Source organism: Mucilaginibacter puniceus, assembly GCF_054783175.1.
This window is the reverse complement of the sequence record NZ_BAAGRB010000001.1, coordinates 826,290-844,132: the sequence shown is the minus strand read 5'-3', so window position 1 is coordinate 844,132 and position 17,843 is coordinate 826,290. Positions and strand designations below refer to the sequence as shown.

The 17,843-nt window shown below is 37.9% G+C and carries 19 protein-coding genes; 13 read left to right on the top strand and 6 right to left on the bottom strand.

Going from position 1 to position 17,843, the window contains the following annotated elements; genetic code table 11:
* Nucleotides 1–204 precede the first annotated feature (204 nt).
* From ACYVJ6_RS04000 to ACYVJ6_RS03985, 4 genes are read left to right on the top strand one after another with little or no spacing between them, the layout of a single operon-like run.
* Nucleotides 205–1,341: an SGNH/GDSL hydrolase family protein gene (locus tag ACYVJ6_RS04000; RefSeq protein ID WP_460692736.1), complete on the top strand. Its 1,137-nt coding sequence runs from the start codon at nt 205–207 to the stop codon at nt 1,339–1,341.
* Nucleotides 1,342–1,353: 12 nt separating this feature from the next.
* On the top strand, nt 1,354–3,216 hold the full coding sequence (locus ACYVJ6_RS03995; RefSeq protein WP_460692735.1) for a carbamoyltransferase family protein: 1,863 nt from the start codon (nt 1,354–1,356) through the stop codon (nt 3,214–3,216).
* Nucleotides 3,217–3,239: 23 nt separating this feature from the next.
* Nucleotides 3,240–3,389: a DUF5989 family protein gene (locus ACYVJ6_RS03990; RefSeq protein ID WP_460692734.1), complete on the top strand. Its 150-nt coding sequence runs from the start codon at nt 3,240–3,242 to the stop codon at nt 3,387–3,389.
* Nucleotides 3,390–3,393: 4 nt separating this feature from the next.
* On the top strand, nt 3,394–3,762 hold the full coding sequence (locus tag ACYVJ6_RS03985) for a hypothetical protein (RefSeq protein ID WP_460692733.1): 369 nt from the start codon (nt 3,394–3,396) through the stop codon (nt 3,760–3,762).
* Between the two features lie 136 nt (nt 3,763–3,898).
* Here the strand turns inward: ACYVJ6_RS03985 and ACYVJ6_RS03980 are convergent, their stop codons facing one another.
* Nucleotides 3,899–4,237 carry a PadR family transcriptional regulator gene (locus ACYVJ6_RS03980; protein ID WP_460692732.1) on the bottom strand — a complete coding sequence of 113 codons (339 nt, stop codon included), beginning with the start codon at nt 4,235–4,237 and terminating at the stop codon, nt 3,899–3,901.
* A gap of 123 nt (nt 4,238–4,360) precedes the next feature.
* On the opposite strand from ACYVJ6_RS03980, the gene ACYVJ6_RS03975 reads away from it, so the two are divergent.
* Complete coding sequence (locus ACYVJ6_RS03975) at nt 4,361–5,131, top strand: carbohydrate-binding family 9-like protein (RefSeq protein ID WP_460692731.1); 771 nt, start codon at nt 4,361–4,363, stop codon at nt 5,129–5,131.
* Nucleotides 5,132–5,271: 140 nt separating this feature from the next.
* Here ACYVJ6_RS03975 and ACYVJ6_RS03970 read toward each other — a convergent pair whose 3' ends face one another.
* Nucleotides 5,272–6,837 carry a hypothetical protein gene (locus ACYVJ6_RS03970; RefSeq protein WP_460692730.1) on the bottom strand — a complete coding sequence of 522 codons (1,566 nt, stop codon included), beginning with the start codon at nt 6,835–6,837 and terminating at the stop codon, nt 5,272–5,274.
* Nucleotides 6,838–6,958: 121 nt separating this feature from the next.
* The gene (gyrB, locus tag ACYVJ6_RS03965; protein WP_460692729.1) at nt 6,959–8,917 is read right to left on the bottom strand and encodes a DNA topoisomerase (ATP-hydrolyzing) subunit B; all 1,959 of its coding nucleotides are present in this window, start codon (nt 8,915–8,917) and stop codon (nt 6,959–6,961) included.
* A 253-nt stretch (nt 8,918–9,170) separates the two neighbouring features.
* On the opposite strand from gyrB, the gene ACYVJ6_RS03960 reads away from it, so the two are divergent.
* Complete coding sequence (locus ACYVJ6_RS03960) at nt 9,171–9,764, top strand: OmpH/Skp family outer membrane protein (RefSeq protein WP_460692728.1); 594 nt, start codon at nt 9,171–9,173, stop codon at nt 9,762–9,764.
* 115 nt (nt 9,765–9,879) lie between these two features.
* Entirely contained in the window at nt 9,880–10,350 is a 471-nt protein-coding gene (locus tag ACYVJ6_RS03955; protein WP_460692727.1) for a nucleoside deaminase, read from the top strand.
* Between the two features lie 79 nt (nt 10,351–10,429).
* Here the strand turns inward: ACYVJ6_RS03955 and ACYVJ6_RS03950 are convergent, their stop codons facing one another.
* The gene (locus ACYVJ6_RS03950) at nt 10,430–10,846 is read right to left on the bottom strand and encodes an RNA-binding S4 domain-containing protein (RefSeq protein ID WP_460692726.1); all 417 of its coding nucleotides are present in this window, start codon (nt 10,844–10,846) and stop codon (nt 10,430–10,432) included.
* An 8-nt stretch (nt 10,847–10,854) separates the two neighbouring features.
* Complete coding sequence (locus ACYVJ6_RS03945; RefSeq protein WP_460692725.1) at nt 10,855–11,376, bottom strand: hypothetical protein; 522 nt, start codon at nt 11,374–11,376, stop codon at nt 10,855–10,857.
* 71 nt (nt 11,377–11,447) lie between these two features.
* Here ACYVJ6_RS03945 and ACYVJ6_RS03940 point away from each other — a divergent pair, with 71 nt between their 5' ends.
* The 6 genes from ACYVJ6_RS03940 to miaA all read left to right on the top strand — a co-directional run bounded on the left by ACYVJ6_RS03940 (nt 11,448) and on the right by miaA (nt 16,996).
* Nucleotides 11,448–12,263, top strand: a complete 816-nt coding sequence (locus ACYVJ6_RS03940; protein WP_460692724.1) for a 2,3,4,5-tetrahydropyridine-2,6-dicarboxylate N-succinyltransferase — start codon at nt 11,448–11,450, stop codon at nt 12,261–12,263.
* A gap of 88 nt (nt 12,264–12,351) precedes the next feature.
* Entirely contained in the window at nt 12,352–13,341 is a 990-nt protein-coding gene (locus ACYVJ6_RS03935) for a glycosyltransferase family 9 protein (RefSeq protein ID WP_460692723.1), read from the top strand.
* The gene (locus ACYVJ6_RS03930) at nt 13,334–13,900 is read left to right on the top strand and encodes an L-threonylcarbamoyladenylate synthase (RefSeq protein ID WP_460692722.1); all 567 of its coding nucleotides are present in this window, start codon (nt 13,334–13,336) and stop codon (nt 13,898–13,900) included. Before ACYVJ6_RS03935 ends, ACYVJ6_RS03930 begins: the two co-directional genes overlap by 8 nt.
* Nucleotide 13,901: 1 nt before the next feature.
* A complete protein-coding gene (locus tag ACYVJ6_RS03925; RefSeq protein WP_460692721.1) occupies nt 13,902–15,314 on the top strand; it encodes a CCA tRNA nucleotidyltransferase in 1,413 nt (470 codons plus the stop codon).
* 37 nt (nt 15,315–15,351) lie between these two features.
* Nucleotides 15,352–15,996 (top strand): IS1096 element passenger TnpR family protein, encoded by a 645-nt coding sequence (locus ACYVJ6_RS03920; protein WP_460692720.1) that lies wholly within the window; start codon nt 15,352–15,354, stop codon nt 15,994–15,996.
* Nucleotides 15,997–16,081: 85 nt separating this feature from the next.
* Complete coding sequence (gene miaA / locus ACYVJ6_RS03915) at nt 16,082–16,996, top strand: tRNA (adenosine(37)-N6)-dimethylallyltransferase MiaA (protein WP_460692719.1); 915 nt, start codon at nt 16,082–16,084, stop codon at nt 16,994–16,996.
* On the opposite strand, the gene rfbA is transcribed toward miaA, so the two are convergent.
* Nucleotides 16,976–17,836 (bottom strand): glucose-1-phosphate thymidylyltransferase RfbA, encoded by an 861-nt coding sequence (gene rfbA, locus ACYVJ6_RS03910; protein WP_460692718.1) that lies wholly within the window; start codon nt 17,834–17,836, stop codon nt 16,976–16,978. The two genes, miaA and rfbA, sit on opposite strands and share 21 nt — an antisense overlap.
* Nucleotides 17,837–17,843: the final 7 nt, after the last annotated feature.

Here is a 17,843-nt window from a genome sequence, read left to right as displayed (position 1 = left end):
CAAATGTATATTTATTTTTTCATCTACAAAATATTTTTTAAATATTTATGGCATAAAATAAATTTATTCGTTGTACAATTTCATTCGTATATTAGTCCATCATGTAAAAGCCCATAAGCTAGAAGTTAACGCTTTAATCATTACTTTGATAAGTACTTTTTTAAAGTATAATTTTTTTTTCTACCTTTATCATTCATAAATCTTATGCCTTTTTTCAAAAAATTTCGCTTTTTTGTATTGCAGTTAGTTATAGTGCTAGTAATACTAGAAGTTGGCCTACGTATATACGAGTATCTTTATCCTCATATTTACAATCAAGAAGTACGTGTTTTTGAAGAGCGCGGAAAGAATTATTTTAACAAGCCCAATTATACCTGGAAAGGCCCCTTTTTTGAAGTAAAAACTAATAATTATGGCCTGGCAGGAGAGGATATTGTATTAAAAAAGAATCCGCATAAGAAACGTATCGCATTTTATGGTGATTCTTTTACCTTTGGCTGTTGGGCAACAGATTACACAAAATCCTTCGTAGGAATTATTTCTAAATCAGTATCAAATGATTCTGTTGAAGTGATAAATTTTGGTTGTGGAGGATATGGATACGACAACTCGTATGAACTAATGAAGGAAACATTGGCCAAGTTTCAAATAGATGAAGTTGTATTTTGTTCAACAGAAAATGATTTTAGAGATACTTACCTGGGTTTAAATAAAACTATTCTTAAAGATGGTGTCGCTTTATGGAATAAGCCTGTTTTAGAAAATAAAATTCCAAAGCAATATTTATCTACCGAGAGTACTTTTCAAAAAACAAAAAATTTTTTAAAAGAATATTCTGTATTATTTAATTATCTGATAATAACCACAAAGGTCTTTCTTTCTAAAGACATTCAGAAAACTGACAGGCGTGAACAGATTGCATTTAAGGTTGAAAATAAATTTCTAAGCAGCAGCTTTTGGAGTATGCGTAATTATCCCAAAGTGAGTACTGATGCAAAGAATATTTCTATTGGATATCTCAATAAAATCAATCTCCTATGCAATCAAGAAAAAATTCCGTTAATGATAGTTACAATACCTTATATTGAACAGGTTTACTCAACCACCATGACTGGGGTTACATTTGACTTAAATTATCCACAAAAATACGTCAGAGATTATTGTTTTACTAAACATATTCCTTATTATGAATTATTACCTGATTTAAGGAGCTACATACAAAAGAATAACAACATTGATCTTTATCTAAAAGGTGATAATCATTTTAATAATATGGGCCATCAGGCTGCCGCTGGTTTAATACTTAAAAACTTACCCGGCAATTTTATAGACAAAAATTAAACACTACATTTAATGAATATTTTAGGCATTTCTGCTTTTTATCACGACTCCGCTGCAGCAATTTTGAAAAATGGAGAAATTATTGCAGCAGCACAAGAAGAAAGATTTACGAGAATTAAACACGATCCTGCATTCCCGTCTAATTCTATAAAATTTTGTCTGGAATATGCCGGATTAACCTTAGATCAGTTAGATGCAATAGTTTTTTACGATAAACCATTATTGAAATTTGAAAGGCTGTTAGAAACATATTATGCATTTGTTCCACGGGGTTTAACCTCCTTTATGAAGGCTATGCCTGTTTGGTTGAATGAAAAACTATTTCTAAAAAGATTAATATATAGCGAGTTAGGCAAGATACAGGATTTTAAAAAAAGTAAAACCAAATTGCTTTTTCCTGAACATCACCTTTCGCATGCGGCGAGCGCTTTTTATCCTTCAAAATTCGAGGATGCTGCTATTCTCACAATTGATGGGGTTGGTGAATGGGCAACAGCTTCTATTTGCCACGGAAAAGGAAAGGATATCTCAATCTTAAAAGAATTAAAGTTCCCCCATTCTTTGGGGCTTCTTTATTCGGCTTTTACTTATTATTTAGGTTTTAAGGTAAATTCCGGAGAATACAAGTTGATGGGATTAGCTCCATATGGAGATCCTAAAAGCGAAGAAGTTCAAGATTTTATCAAGTTAATAAAAAAAGAATTAATTGAGATAAAGGACGACGGTTCTATCTGGTTAAACCAAACCTATTTTGATTATGCTACCGGATTAAAAATGGTTAAAGAAAAAAAATGGCATGAGCTGTTTGGTTTTCCAAAAAGAGATTCGGAAACTGAACTAACACAGCAACATTGTAATCTTGGTTTAGCCATACAGGCAATTACAGAAGAAGTAGTTGTAAATATGGCCAAAGAGGCTAAGCGACTTACTAATTCGGATTATTTATGTATGGCCGGTGGAGTTGCACTAAACTGTGTTTCAAATGGGAAGCTGTTGGATGAAAAGCTTTTCAAAGAAATTTTTATTCAACCTGCAGCTGGAGACGCGGGAGGAGCATTAGGCGCTGCATTAGCTGCATATTATATTTATTTTGAGAAAGATCGAATTATCAATTACGAATTGGATGCGCTTAAAGGCTCCTATTTGGGTTCAAAATTTTCAGAAATTGATGTTGAACATTTAATAGCAAAATATAATGCATCATATGAATACTTTCCAAATTTTGAAGATTTGGCAAGAAAAACTGCGAGCTGTATAGCAGATGGTGCGGTTATTGGATGGGTTCAAGGTCGCATGGAATTTGGCCCACGGGCTTTAGGTGCAAGAAGTATACTGGGGGACGCAAGGAATGAACAAATGCAAAAAAAATTAAATCTTAAGATCAAATACAGAGAATCTTTCAGGCCCTTTGCACCTTCCGTTCTATCTGAAGATGCGAGTAAATATTTTGAGATCGATTCATCTTCTTCATATATGCTTTTAGTAAAACCGGTAGTAGAAAGTATCAGAAAACCTGTGCCAGATAACTATCATCAATTACCATTAAAGGAAAAACTATATTATGAACGTTCAGAGTTACCGGCAATCACCCATATTGATTATTCTGCAAGGATACAAACCGTAAATAAACAAACAAATCTTCCATTTTGGACTTTGCTTAATGAATTTAAAGGCATTACAGGACATGGAATATTAGTTAACACAAGTTTTAACGTCCGGGGCGAACCAATTGTATGTACTCCTGAAGATGCCTATCGTTGCTTTATGCGGACAGAGATGGATTATTTGGTTGTAGGTAATTTTTTCTTTGAAAAAACAACTCAGCCTGAATGGAAAGAAAAAGATAATTGGAAAGAAGAATTCGTAATAGATTAATATAATTTTTACTAATATAAAAAATGGACTTTTTAAAAGATTTATTTAATTTCGTTAAGCAACGCGGTAAATGGTGGTTGGCTCCTGTAATAATAGCTTTACTTTTATTAGGCTTACTTATAGTTATAGGAGGAAGTTCTGCCCTGGCCCCTTTTATTTATGCCTTATTTTAGTAGTATGAGCAATATAAAAGAAAGTACAAAAACATCACTGGTAATAGTCTGGGGCTTTGCAGTATTCTATTTGATTTTTAAAGTAAACTATTTGTTGTATGCCTCTTTGATATTAGGATTTTGTTTTCTATTTATAAAACCGTTAGAATCTTTAATTTTAAATTTATGGCTTAAGATTAGTGTGGTATTGGGATGGATTAACACGAGGATACTACTTACTGCTATCTTTTTTTTAATAGTTTTACCATTTTCATGGTTATCCAAAATTGTCAAAAAGAATGACACCCTTTTATTAAAAAGAAAGCAACTGGCTTCCGTTTTTAGTATAAGAAATCATAAATACATACCGGCAGATTTTGAAAATACCTGGTAAATATTTGCTACTTAATTGCTACTATTATTTAGGTATATACAGTCTATTATACTGATAAACGTAAACGTAGAGAGAAATAAATTTATTTCTCTCTACGTTTATCTTATATCTTAGCAAAAAATATTTAATAATTATTTTATTTCAGTATAGGTTTAAGGCTTAGCAACGCCTGCAGTTGCTCAATAAACTCGCCCGCTTCTTTGAGCTTACTGGTTACTTCTTTTCCACCCTGCTCGGTCAGCTTATAATATTTACGTACCCGGTTATCAATTACCTGGGTATAGGTTTCTAACATACCTTCGGCCTCTAATTTATGTAGCGCAGGATATAATGCCCCTTCGGTAAGCACTATACCACCGCCCGAAACCTCTTTTACCTTTTGGGTAATCTCATATCCGTACATTTCGCGGTTATCTTCCAGCAACTTTAAAATTATAGTTTGTAGGGTGCCTTTTAGCATTGGGTTTGTACTCATGCAACAAATATATAATATTTTTATATACATAAGAAAATTATGTATATAATTTTTTCTAACAGGAATGTTGCAATCATTATTGCAAGTATTTTAGCTACTTTTAGTGAGACCAAATTATAACCCATGATCAAAAAACTGACCTTAACACTTACCTGCATCGCTGTAAGCGTTATTACCTATGCGCAAAAAAAATTAGTTATAGGTGAGCAGCCACTATATAAGGTAGCTAAGACTACGGAAGCTATTACCATAGATGGCAAAATGGACGAAGCAGCATGGGCAAATGCCCAAGAAGTATCGTTCGATTATTTTTACCGGAGCGATGGCAAACCTATTGATCAACAAAAAACCAAATTCAAGATGATGTGGGACAATACCAATATGTATCTGTTTTACGCAGCCGAAGACAAATCATTAACCTTTCGCGAAACGCAGCCTGATGCCCGGCCCTACCTGGATGATTGTGCAGAATTTTTCGTTCTGCCCGTGCCCGATAGCTTGAATATGCATTTTGGTTTTGAGGTAAACATTAATAAAGCCATGTATGATTATATAATGTTTTGGCAATATGTTAACAAACAAAACATTTTTGTAAAACAATACAATGCCGAAAATTATAAAGTTGCTTTCACTACAGATGGCACTATAAACGATGATAAGGATACCGACAAAGGCTGGACCCTGGAAATGTCTATACCCTTCTCGGCATTAGGCAATTTTCAACGACCACGAGCCGGTTCAAAATGGGCGTTCCAGGCAGTGCGCCAGGATAGAAATGCTGTTGATGACCGGTTCCGATCTACAGCAACACTATTCCCTATTTATGATGCCAGGTTGGATGTGCATCAGCCAAACCGCTTTGGGTTACTTGAATTTCAGGATATTCCAAAATAATAACAATATTCTGACTCACCCGACATCGTTTCACTCGTCGACCCTCTCTTCGCTGCGCGGAAAAAGGGTGCTAAATAACAAAAGGCTCAATCATTAGTGATTGAGCCTTTTTATTATAATTCTAATATTGTACATAAATGTTATCGCTTTTTATTGCTATCGACAATTACCTTAATTTTCCGGGCCAACGTTTCGTTATTAGGTGCATATTTGATGCCGGCATTTAAAATTTGCAGGGCTTTTTGTTTGCCTTGTGTACGATAATAATACTCGCTTGCTTTTCCAAAAACGTTTCCTATTTGTTGTTCGTTTTTTATTACTTCGGGCTTCGCATTATCTAATTTTGTCCGCATTAACTGAAGATATTTTTCGCCGTTCACTTTATCTTCTTTTTCAAAAGCATAATAGCTTAGATATGAATAATTATAGATGTAACTAGAATGAACAGTTGGGTCTGCTGCAAAAAATGAAAATTGCTTTGAGTATTTATCAAGAATGGAAATATTATTTATCGAGCCAATGCCTTGATTTAATAATTTTTGACCAATAACATTTATTATCATTGACTTGACTACAACATTATTAGGGTTTTTAGCAATGGCTTTGCTTAAATAGTCCAATCCCTCGATGTAGTTATTTGCAACTATATTATAGCGACCAACTTCAGTATAGTAAAATTCATCAAGATCATTTCTTAAGGTGGTATCTTTTAAGCTTCGCGCTAATAAATTGTATACCTGGTCAACCGTTTCCTTACGCCCTTCTTTCCACAATTTATTTTGTACTATATTATCAAATTGATTTTTTAAATACTCCTTTGCTTTGTCATCAACCCCCGGGTAGGTGGTTGCATTAGCTATCGCGGCCCAATCGCGCAGCTCATTAAATTTTAAGGTTCCTATCAAGTCACTTAATATTATTTTTCTTAAAAACTCTACTCTTTTTGCCGGGTATAATATCTGGGCTTTCAGTATGTTTGAATAAGCACGTTCATATTTTTCTGCATCCAGGTTATCGGTGGCTTTGTTGTAATACAAAAGCCCTGTCGCTTCTTTTAGCGATAGCACCATGCTTTCCTTATTATAAAAGAAATCGTTGTATGCTTGCTGAGCGCCAACGTTATTAACATCATCTTCATTAAGGTATTTAAATTTAACCAACAGGTTTACAATACTTTGCTTACCCTGGTCGGTCACAGCAACATATTGCAATTTAGGATCTGTTGTTTCTAATGTGATATTATATGTGTCGGGGTAGGCAACCACATAAATATAGGTCTCCGTCGTTTTTATCTGGTACGGAATTTTATATTGCTCTAATGCATACGCGTATAAAACAGAAGCCTCAACATCCCGATAATTACCGTTAACAAACATACCGCTAAAGGTCGCGCTGTTATCATAATTTTTCAAATAAACCGCTGTTAACTTATCTGTTATTGCTTTCAGCCTTTTATCAGCCTGCTTAATATTACCCAATTCCTGCCCCAGGGTGTTCAGGGCATTATCCAAATTATTTATAATTTTATTAGCCGCATCGCTGCTAACATCCGCAAGCATGGCCGTCTTTATACAATCGGCAGGGCTATTAACCGATTTCAAAGCAAGCCTTTCGGCGTCGTTATTATAAATTATAAATTGCTCCTGCGCATTAACGCGACTGTAAATTATAAAGGCAAATAAAAGGATGAATAACTTTTTAGACATGTGAATAGAGTGATAAGACTATTTAGTTTTAAATATATAATTTTTCTAAAACACCACCTAACTCAAACAAATAAAGCCGCTCAATGAGCGGCTTTATACTTTTGCTTGTATTCCGAATTGGCTATGTATCTATCTTGGCATACTTCGCATTCTTCTCTATAAATGCACGGCGCGGGGCAACCTCATCGCCCATTAGCATACTAAAGGTATGGTCGCACTCAGCGGCGTTTTCAATGCTGGCTTTTTTCAACGTACGGGTTGATGGGTTCATGGTAGTTTCCCATAACTGCTCGGCGTTCATCTCGCCCAAACCTTTGTAACGTTGTACATGTACACTATCTTCCCTACCTGCACCTTTTAGTTTTTGTATAGCGGCATCACGCTGTGCATCATTCCAGCAATATTCAAAATCCTTACCTTTTTTAACCTGGTATAATGGCGGCGATGCGATATACACATATCCCGCTTCAATCAGCTCCTTCATATAACGGAAGAAGAAAGTTAATATCAGCGTAGTAATGTGCGATCCATCCACATCCGCATCCGTCATGATCACAATTTTATGATAACGAAGCTTGCTTAAATTTAAAGCTTTATCATCTTCAGGTGTACCGCGGCTTACGCCCAGGCCGGTAAACATGTTTTTTATCTCCTCGTTCTCATATATCTTATGTTCCATGGCTTTCTCCACGTTAAGAATTTTACCCCTTAACGGTAATATAGCCTGGTATTCACGGTCGCGACCCTGTTTGGCAGTACCACCCGCCGAGTCTCCCTCGACAAGATATAATTCGCATAATGCCGGATCACTGTTTGCGCAATCAGATAGTTTACCCGGTAAACCCGAGCCACCCATAACGCTTTTACGTTGCACCATTTCGCGTGCCTTGCGGGCAGCGGCACGGGCCGTAGCAGCTAAAATAACCTTATTTACGATCATTTTGGCTTCTTTTGGATGTTCTTCCAGGTAGTTGCCTAAAATCTCGCCTACGGCCATATCTACCGCACCCATCACCTCGTTATTACCTAACTTAGATTTGGTTTGGCCCTCAAACTGCGGTTCCTGTACTTTTACTGAGATAATAGCAGTTAACCCCTCGCGGAAGTCATCACCGGTAATCTCTATCTTCATATTCTTTAACAAGCCTTCTTTATCAGCATAGCTTTTTAAAGTACGGGTTAACCCCCTGCGGAAACCGGCAACGTGTGTACCGCCCTCAATAGTGTTGATGTTATTTACGTACGAGTAAACATTCTCGCTATAGGTATCATTATATTGCAGTGCAAGCTCAACAGGTATACCTTGTTTTATTCCATCCAGGTAAATTGGCTCGGGGATGATAGAAGTACGGGTACCATCTAAATATTTAACAAACTCGCTTAAGCCACCGATAGAATAAAACTCTTCTGATAAGAAAGAACCGTCATCGTTAGTCTCGCGTTCATCTGTTAAGGTTAGGCGTATCCCTTTATTCAGGTAAGCCAGTTCGCGTAAACGGCCGGCTAAGGTTTCAAACTTATACTCGGTAGTTAAAGTAAATATTTCCGGATCGGGCTGGAAGGTTTGAGTAGTACCTGTACGGTCTGACGTTCCAATCTCCTTTACCTCAAACAAAGGCTTACCTTTTTCATATTCCTGCGTAAATATTTTGCCTTCGCGCTCAACAACGGTTTTCATGTGGATAGATAGCGCGTTAACGCAACTTACACCCACACCATGTAAACCACCCGATACTTTGTAAGTATCTTTATCAAACTTACCACCGGCATGTAATACCGTCATTACAATTTGTAGGGCTGATACTTTCTCTTTAGTAGTAATACCTGTTGGTATACCCCGGCCATTATCAACAACTGTTATGGCGTTGCTTTTATGTATGGTAACATTTATGGTATCGCAGTGCCCGGCTAATGCCTCATCTATTGAGTTGTCAACTACCTCATATACTAAATGGTGTAAGCCTTTAAAACCGGTATCGCCAATATACATGGATGGGCGCTTACGCACCGCCTCTAAGCCTTCTAAAACCTGTATATTATCTGCTGAATAATTTGATTTGTCCTGATTTTCTTCGCTCATATTTGGGTTTAAAAAATAACCTCCGAAAGTACATATTATACCTTAAATAACCGCGCAATGTGGATAAATATGACCGTGTTAATACATCTATACTTAATGATTAGGATAGTGATTGCTAAAGTTTATATTTGTGAAATTTTTTTAAGTTAAAATATCAAAAATTCCTGCTACTATTGTTAAAGGAAAATCAATAATTATAAATCAAATACAGAGCTAAAAAAAGCCTCTTTAAAACAAAAAACAACCTTTTAAAATGAAAACTACTGCTTCTTTTTTTACAAAAATTACATTGGGTTTATTAATTGCCGGAAGCATAGCTGCCTGTAGCAAAAATAAATCTGCCGAAACCACTACATCAACTACTCCGCCGTCGGCTGATAAAGAAGCGATAGTGTATGTAAACTCTGATACTTTATTAACAAATTATGAGTATGCTAAGGATATAGCTAAACGCTTAGAGACAAAAGGTAAAACAGCTCAGAAAGATATTGAATCAAGGGGACAGTCATTTCAACGTGAGGTAGCCGAATATCAAAGAAACATGGGTACGTTAACCGCCGATCAGCGCCAGAAAACGGAAGCTCGCTTACAAAATGAGCAGCAATCATTACAAACCTATCAGCAAAATGCTACTGCCGAATTTCAAAACAGCCAGGCTACCGAAAACGGTAAATTGTATGATAAAATTGCTGATTTTGCTAAAACCTATGCTAAAGAAAAAGGCTATAAAATGGTATTAACCTATTCAAAAGCTAACCCAACCGTATTATACGGCGATCCTTCGTTAGATGTAACTGCTGATGTGTTAAAAAAATTGAACGACGCTTACGCGAAAGAGAGAAAATAAAATGTGCGGATATGCAGATGCATCCCGATAGCTATCGGGATGCAGTTGCCCGTTATAATTGTATATTAGAAAACCTTAGCTCAATGCTGAGGTTTTTCTTTTTAGGGTGGAATATATGAAACACGAGGCTTTTATGCGGATGGCTATTGAACTGGCCGAAAATAATGTAACCCTGGGACAAGGCGGCCCGTTTGGTGCCGTTATAGTTAAGGATGGGATGGTGCTTGCCCGCAGCGCCAATAAAGTAGTACCCAGTAATGATCCTACCGCCCACGCCGAAGTATTGGCTATACGCCTGGCCTGTCAGGAGTTAAATACTTTTGATCTGTCGGGCTGCGAAATATATGCCAGTTGCGAACCCTGCCCCATGTGCCTGGGTGCCATATACTGGGCACGCATTGACAAGATACATTACGCCAATACCAAAGCTGATGCCGCTGCCATTGGTTTTGACGATGCCTTTATTTACGAGGAACTGGATAAACCCATGAATAAGCGCAAACTGCCCATAGTTCAGATCATGCGTGATGAAGCCATGAATGCTTTTAAACTTTGGAGCGAGTTTGAGGGAAGGAAGGAATATTAATTGTCTGAACCAGGATTCGCATGATTATAAGATTTTAGGATTTCCTTTTCTAATCATGCTAATCATCAAATCCTAAAAATCATGGTTCAGACTTTTCTTCATCCTTCACAAAAAACCCATCCTGCAGATCATCAATCTCGCGCCTGTCGCGCTTGGTGGGGCGGCCGGTGCCGCGGTCGCGTTTTAGTACCGGGGCATGGAACATGGATTTAAATGCCGGGGTTTGTTCAACCGGGGTAATATCTTCATAAAATCCTACGGCTGTTTTGGCATCAGTGCGGCTCTCCAATAATCCGGTTACGCGTATTACTTTACGGTCAGGGCCTTTGGATACCTGGTACACCTCGTCTATTTTAACCTCGTGCGATGGTTTGATGTTATTGCCATCCAGCTTTACACGTCCAGCCTTGCAGGCATCAGATGCCAGCGTACGGGTTTTAAACAGCCTGATGGACCATAAATATTTATCTATACGGAGTTTTTCTTTTTCGGGCATAATATAAATCACTCCTTAATAAATTCAGAGATCACAAAATTATTATATAATACATTCTTACTGGTATGTTCATTTAGATATAAACAATACAATGTTATTTCATTTCCTTTTACGACCTCTTCCTTAAAAGCTTCTAATATCTGTGTTTGTATAGGCATCCATATTTGTTCATTTCCTGCTTTCATTAATACAGCGGTATTACATATTTGATCAATCAAATCAGGTTCTGTACCAGTAAGCTTAAAAATTCTTTTTATAGAGTTTATTACATCTTTATTAATAGGCTTTATCTCGCCTAAAAATGTTGCTTTGAATCTATAACCATCCCGTCTAAAATAATAGGATGCAATACGCTTATGCTTTTCAACACTATCCGCGTACATGTGTTCAAATTTTAATATATCATCAATATCTACCAAAGTGTAATTTTTATCCCATTTCACCCAATACTCATCGGTACTTTGAGCATTTGCAGCAAATATTAGGCAAATAAAAAACAAGGTCAGGTATAGTTTGATTATGTGTCTCAATTGATGATTGTCTAAAAAGCAAACAAAATTGCTCAAAAATCCTTTAATTTGCCAAAAGTTTAAAATTACCGATGCAAGATCTTAAAAAATTAATTGAGGATGCCTGGGAAGACAGGAAACTATTAGAATATAAAGAATATATAAACGCTGTTGAAACCGTTATTGAACGTTTAGATAAAGGCGAAATGCGTGTGGCCGAACTGATTGGTACCCGCTGGCATACTAACGACTGGATCAAAAAAGCGGTCATATTATATTTCCCTATCCGCCAGATGGAAGAAATTGAAGTTGGCCCTTTTGTGTTTCATGATAAAATGAAACTAAAAACTGATTTTAAAGAAGCGGGAGTACGTGTAGTGCCATTGGCAACTGCCCGTTATGGCGCTCATTTAGCCAAAGGTGTTATCATGATGCCATCGTACGTAAACATTGGTGCTTATGTGGATGAAGGTACCATGGTTGATACCTGGGCCACTGTAGGCTCATGCGCGCAAATTGGCAAGCATGTGCACTTAAGCGGCGGTGTTGGTATTGGGGGTGTTTTAGAACCCGTGCAAGCTGCCCCGGTAATTATTGAAGACAACTGCTTTTTAGGCTCACGTGCTATTGTAGTTGAGGGTGTACACGTAGAAAGAGAAGCCGTTTTAGGTGCGAATGTAGTATTAACCGCGTCAACAAAAATTATTGATGTTACCGGCGAATCGCCTGTTGAATATAAAAGCTTTGTGCCGGCACGGTCGGTAGTTATACCGGGTTCATATACCAAATCTTTCCCTGCAGGAGATTACCAGGTACCATGCGCCTTGATTATTGGTAAACGTAAAGAATCAACCGACAAAAAAACGTCATTAAACGACGCGTTGAGAGAAAATAATGTGGCGGTATAAAGAATAAAGATTAGAGCTTGAAGATAGTTGCTGAATAACCACACCAACTATCTTTAATCTTTATTCTTCAATCTTTAATCATAAAAACATGAAGATACTGATAAGGCTGCCTAACTGGCTTGGCGATGTAGTTATGAGTACGGCTTTCATCGCGGCGGTTAAGCAGCTTTATCCTGATGCCTTGGTTGATGTCATTATCAAAAAAGAGTTGAGTGGCATCGCGGCTTTAATTTCCGGTTTAAATCAAATTCATTCATTTTCAAAACAAGAGTTTCCGGGTTTAGGTGGTGCTTACCGTTTTGGCAAAAATTTGCGCAATTATAAATACGACCTGTTTTTTTCCCTGCCCGATTCTATTTCGGCAGCAACCATGGGCTGGGCAACCCGGGCAAAAAAGCGTGTTGGCTTTGGTAAAGAGGGCGGCTTTTTTTTGCTAACCAAAGCCTGTAAAAGACCAGCCAATATGCACCGAACGGATGAATATATTGCGCTATTAGAGCAGTTTACGGGTAAGGTTATTATCAACAGACAAGTAAAATTAAATGCAGGCAATGTAGCTGAAAAAAACAGTAAACGGGTACTTGTAAATTTCAATTCGGAAGCCGAATCACGGAGAATGCCGCCGGGTAAGGGTATTATTTTGACCAATGCGCTTATTAATGCTTTTCCGGGTATTACCTTTGCATTTATCGGCGGACCTAAAGATATAGCGCATGTTGATCAGTTTGTTGTAAATGCTGATAATGCCAGCCAAGTTGAAAACCATGCGGGTAAAACTAACCTTGTTGGCCTGGCGAATTTAATGGCCGAATCACAAGTTGTGCTAACCACAGATTCGGGTCCGGCGCATTTGGCTAATAGCGTAGGCACACCTACCATAGCCTTGTTTGGAGCCGGAAACGAACATAATACAGCACCCTATAACAAAGATCACTTAACCGTGATACGTGCAGGGCGGTTAGAATGCGAACCTTGTGTTAAAAACACTTGCTTATTATATGGCATGCCTAAGTGCATGAAACTATTAGATGAACTACAAATAATTAACGCGGTAAGCTTATATTTAAATCATGCTTAAAGACGAAGTAGCTAAGGCTTTTAAAATAGTACAGGAAGGCGGCATTATCCTCTATCCTACCGATACCATTTGGGGTATAGGTTGCGATGCGACAAATACCGAGGCTATTAAAAAAATATACCAGCTTAAACAACGCAGTGAAGCAAAAAGTATGCTGATATTATTGGATACTGATGCCAAACTGCCAAGCTATATCAACGAAGTACCCGATCTGGCTTATGACCTTATTGAGTTTGCTGAAAACCCGTTAACTCTAATTATGCCTGGTGCTAAAAATCTATCGCCAGCGATAATAAGCGAGGATGGCAGCGTGGGTATACGTATATCATCGCACCCGTTTTGCCAGCAGTTAATACAGCGAATGCGCAAGCCACTGGTATCTACATCGGCCAATGTAAGCGGCAAACCATCGCCACAATATTTTAGCCAGATAGACCAGGAAATAATTAACGGTGTTGATTATGTAGTTGATCTGGACCAACACAGTATGGAAATAAAAAACCCATCAACCATCATGAAACTATCGCCTGATGGCAGGTTTGAATTTATAAGAAGATAATTTGAAAGCGCATCTAAAACATAGGGTATTTACCGTTATATCGCAATTGGCGGGTAAGCAAAACTTGCACGCCTATGCTATTGGCGGTTTTGTGCGTGATATTTTTTTAAAACGTCCTTCAAAAGATATTGATATTGTGGTAATAGGCAATGGCATTACCTTTGCAGAAACTGTTGCAGCCGAATTAAAAGTAAAGTTAGCTGTATTTAAAAACTTTGGTACAGCATCGTTAAAATACCAGGATCTGGAGATTGAATTTGTGGGTGCACGTAAAGAATCGTACCGGTTAGATTCACGTAAGCCTATTGTTGAGAATGGCACTTTAGAAGATGACCAAAAACGCCGCGATTTTACCATTAACGCGCTGGCTATATCTTTACACCCCGATAGTTTTGGTGAGTTATTAGATCCGTTTAACGGCATAAATGACCTGGAGCAAAAACTGATACGCACACCGCTTAACCCGGTGGAGACTTTTTCGGATGATCCTTTAAGGATGATGCGTGCGATACGCTTTGCTACCCAATTAAATTTCAAGATCGATCAGGTAGCCGTTGATGCCATCAAAAATAATGTTGACCGCATCAGCATCGTATCGCAGGAGCGGGTTACGGATGAGTTGAATAAGATCATCTTATCGCCTTTACCATCCATCGGCTTTAATTATTTGTTTGATACGGGTTTATTGCATAAAATATTCCCGCAAATGACGGCGCTTTTCGGCGTTGACTATATTGATGGCAAGGGGCATAAAGACAACTTTTACCATACCCTGCAGGTATTAGATAATATTTGCGAAACTACCGACGACCTTTGGTTACGCTGGGCCGCTATATTGCATGATATTGCCAAACCCGCCACCAAACGCTTTGAACCCGGCCACGGCTGGACGTTTCATGGCCACGAGGACCGCGGCGCACGTATGGTCCCTAAAATATTTGCGCAGCTAAAACTACCGCTTAACGAGAAAATGAAGCAGGTACAAAAGCTGGTACAATTGCACCTGCGCCCTATTGTGTTATCGCAATCTATTGTGACTGATTCGGCCGTGCGCAGGTTGCTATTTGAAGCGGGCGATGACATTGAAGGATTAATGCTGTTGTGTAAAGCAGACATCACCACAAAAAACGAGTACAAGGTTAAAAAGTACCGTAATAATTTTGAATCTGTTCAGCAAAAATTAAAAGATGTTGAGGAGCGCGATAGCATACGTAACTGGCAGCCCCCTATAACCGGTACTGATATAATGGAATTATTTGGTATAAAAGAGGGCCGTGAGGTAGGCATCATTAAAAACCAAATACGCGAAGCTATACTTGAAGGCGAGATACCCAACTCACGCGAAGCGGCAATAAACTACACAATTTTAAAAGGTGAAGAAATTGGCTTAAAAGTTGTGGCGAACAGAAATTAAATTAAAACTTATATTTTTACAATTCTATAAATAAACAATGGCACTATACAGGTTTAAAGTCACCTTTGAAGATTATGATGAAGTAAGCAGGGATATTGATATTAAATCAAATCAAACATTCCTTGATCTGCATAAAGCGATTCACCAGTCGACCGGGTATAACCCTGAATTTCCTTCCTCATTTTATATAAGCAATGATCAATGGATAAAAGGTGAAGAAATTACTTACTTGCCTAATCAACGCAGGATAGACCGCGGTGTGTCATTAATGGAAAAAGTAAAGCTAAGCAGCTTTATTGATGATCCGCATCAAAAATTTTATTACACCTTTAATTTTGACCGCCCTTATGATTTTCATGTAGAATTAATGAAAATTATACTGGACGAAACCCCCGGCGTTACTTATCCGGCAGTGATAAAATCAGTAGGCGAAGCACCAAGGCAAATTATACCGGGTGTTATACCAACCGACTTACCTGCTGCAGCAGGTGATGATGATTTTGATTTTTTGAATGAAATGGCTTATAACCATGACGATGCAGACGAGTTTTCGGAAGTAGATGAAAGCGGAGAAGTAGTTGCCGATTCGCCCGACGATGCTGAAGAAGAGGACGAATTTGGAAGCGAGTTTGCCGATGACGAAAACTTTGAAGACGATAGCAAATCGCATGACGATTATTAATTAGGTTATAGTTGATGGTTCATAGTTCATGGTATTTAGTATTTTTAAATGCCCAACAATAGCTATGAACTATCATCCATAAACCATGAACTCTCCTAAAACCCTTGTAGTCATTGCAGGACCTACCGCTATTGGTAAAACAGCGGCGGCTATCCAATTAGCGCAACATTTTAAAACGGCTATTTTATCTGCCGATTCGCGCCAGTTTTATAGGGAGATGTCTATTGGCACAGCAAAACCAACTACAGAAGAATTAGCTGCGGCACAACATTATTTTATCAACTCACATTCTATAACCGAACTATTCTCTGTAGGTGATTTTGAAAAACAGGGGTTGCAGCTCTTAGAAGAGCTTTTTAAAACACATAACGTTGTTATACTAGTTGGTGGCTCGGGGCTTTATATAAAAGCCATTTGTGAGGGATTTGATAATATCCCGGTTGCTGATAAAGGTGTTAGAGAAAAGTTGAACCTTGAACTGGAACAGAAAGGAATAACCTACCTGCAAGAAAAATTAAAGCAATCCGACCCTGATTATTATGCAGAGGTTGATATCCATAATCCGCAACGCATAATACGGGCATTAGAGGTATTTGAAAGCACCGGGAAGCCATTTTCATCCTACCGTGTAGCTAACACTAATAAAAGGCCCTTTAATGTCATTAAGATAGCCTTAGATATGCCCCGAGAGGTTTTATATCGTCGCATTAACCAACGTGTGGATGTAATGGTGGAGCAAGGACTGTTGGATGAAGTAAGGTCACTTATTCCCTATCGCCATTTAAATGCGCTAAATACCGTAGGTTACAGCGAGATATTTGATTATTTAGACGGAAATATTAGTTTAGATACTGCGATTGAAAAGATCAAACAAAACACCCGCCGCTTTGCCAAAAGGCAATTGACCTGGTTCAGGAAAGACAAAGATTTTCACTGGTTTGAGGCTAATGAAAATCTTTATCAAAACCTTTTAGAATATCTACTTCAACAGCTTCAGTAAATATTGGCCGTAGCCGCTTTTAATATATTTCTGAGCAATCTCCTTTAGCTGCTTTTTGTCGATAAAGCCCATGTTATAAGCCACTTCTTCAATACAACCAATTTTAGTATCCTGGCGTTTTTCAATAACACGCACAAATTCGCTGGCATCACTTAAAGAATCAAAAGTACCAGTATCTAACCAAGCCGTTCCTCTATCCATTACGCCAACCTGTAAAGTACTCTGCTCCAAATAATGCTTATTTATATCCGTTATTTCATATTCACCGCGTGGCGATGGTTTTAAATTTTTGGCTATTTCAATTACATTATTATCATAAAAATATAATCCCGGTACTGCAAAGTTTGATTTTGGATGCTTAGGTTTTTCTTCAATAGATAAAGCTTTAAAATTTTCATCAAACTCTACTACTCCATACCGTTCAGGGTCGGCAACTGGGTAAGCAAATATTGCAGCACCATCAACATCATTAAAACTTTGTATGAGTTTACTAAAACCGCTGCCATAAAATATATTATCGCCCAAAATAAGCGCCGCTTTGTCGACACCAATAAACTTTTCGCCAATAACAAATGCCTGCGCTAATCCATTAGGCTTTTCCTGCATGGCGTATTCAAAATTACAACCCATATCTTTACCATCACCCAATAAACGTTTAAAACTATCATTATCCTCGGGCGTGGTAATTATCAATATATCCTTAATATCCGCTAACATTAATACCGATAGTGGATAATAGATCATCGGCTTATCATAAATAGGCATTAACTGCTTACTTATTGCCCTGGTTATTGGATATAACCGGGTACCGGAGCCGCCGGCTAAAATAATTCCTTTCATATAATGG

What these genes read in the sequence shown, in the direction of transcription:
- ACYVJ6_RS04000 (WP_460692736.1), top strand. Translation starts at nt 205, where the DNA reads ATGCCTTTTTTCAAAAAATTTCGCTTTTTTGTATTGCAGTTAGTTATA.
- ACYVJ6_RS03995 (WP_460692735.1), top strand. Translation starts at nt 1,354, where the DNA reads ATGAATATTTTAGGCATTTCTGCTTTTTATCACGACTCCGCTGCAGCA.
- ACYVJ6_RS03990 (WP_460692734.1), top strand. Translation starts at nt 3,240, where the DNA reads ATGGACTTTTTAAAAGATTTATTTAATTTCGTTAAGCAACGCGGTAAA.
- ACYVJ6_RS03985 (WP_460692733.1), top strand. Translation starts at nt 3,394, where the DNA reads ATGAGCAATATAAAAGAAAGTACAAAAACATCACTGGTAATAGTCTGG.
- ACYVJ6_RS03980 (WP_460692732.1), bottom strand. Translation starts at nt 4,237, where the DNA reads ATGAGTACAAACCCAATGCTAAAAGGCACCCTACAAACTATAATTTTA.
- ACYVJ6_RS03975 (WP_460692731.1), top strand. Translation starts at nt 4,361, where the DNA reads ATGATCAAAAAACTGACCTTAACACTTACCTGCATCGCTGTAAGCGTT.
- ACYVJ6_RS03970 (WP_460692730.1), bottom strand. Translation starts at nt 6,837, where the DNA reads ATGTCTAAAAAGTTATTCATCCTTTTATTTGCCTTTATAATTTACAGT.
- gyrB (WP_460692729.1), bottom strand. Translation starts at nt 8,917, where the DNA reads ATGAGCGAAGAAAATCAGGACAAATCAAATTATTCAGCAGATAATATA.
- ACYVJ6_RS03960 (WP_460692728.1), top strand. Translation starts at nt 9,171, where the DNA reads ATGAAAACTACTGCTTCTTTTTTTACAAAAATTACATTGGGTTTATTA.
- ACYVJ6_RS03955 (WP_460692727.1), top strand. Translation starts at nt 9,880, where the DNA reads ATGAAACACGAGGCTTTTATGCGGATGGCTATTGAACTGGCCGAAAAT.
- ACYVJ6_RS03950 (WP_460692726.1), bottom strand. Translation starts at nt 10,846, where the DNA reads ATGCCCGAAAAAGAAAAACTCCGTATAGATAAATATTTATGGTCCATC.
- ACYVJ6_RS03940 (WP_460692724.1), top strand. Translation starts at nt 11,448, where the DNA reads ATGCAAGATCTTAAAAAATTAATTGAGGATGCCTGGGAAGACAGGAAA.
- ACYVJ6_RS03935 (WP_460692723.1), top strand. Translation starts at nt 12,352, where the DNA reads ATGAAGATACTGATAAGGCTGCCTAACTGGCTTGGCGATGTAGTTATG.
- ACYVJ6_RS03930 (WP_460692722.1), top strand. Translation starts at nt 13,334, where the DNA reads ATGCTTAAAGACGAAGTAGCTAAGGCTTTTAAAATAGTACAGGAAGGC.
- ACYVJ6_RS03920 (WP_460692720.1), top strand. Translation starts at nt 15,352, where the DNA reads ATGGCACTATACAGGTTTAAAGTCACCTTTGAAGATTATGATGAAGTA.
- miaA (WP_460692719.1), top strand. Translation starts at nt 16,082, where the DNA reads ATGAACTCTCCTAAAACCCTTGTAGTCATTGCAGGACCTACCGCTATT.
- rfbA (WP_460692718.1), bottom strand. Translation starts at nt 17,836, where the DNA reads ATGAAAGGAATTATTTTAGCCGGCGGCTCCGGTACCCGGTTATATCCA.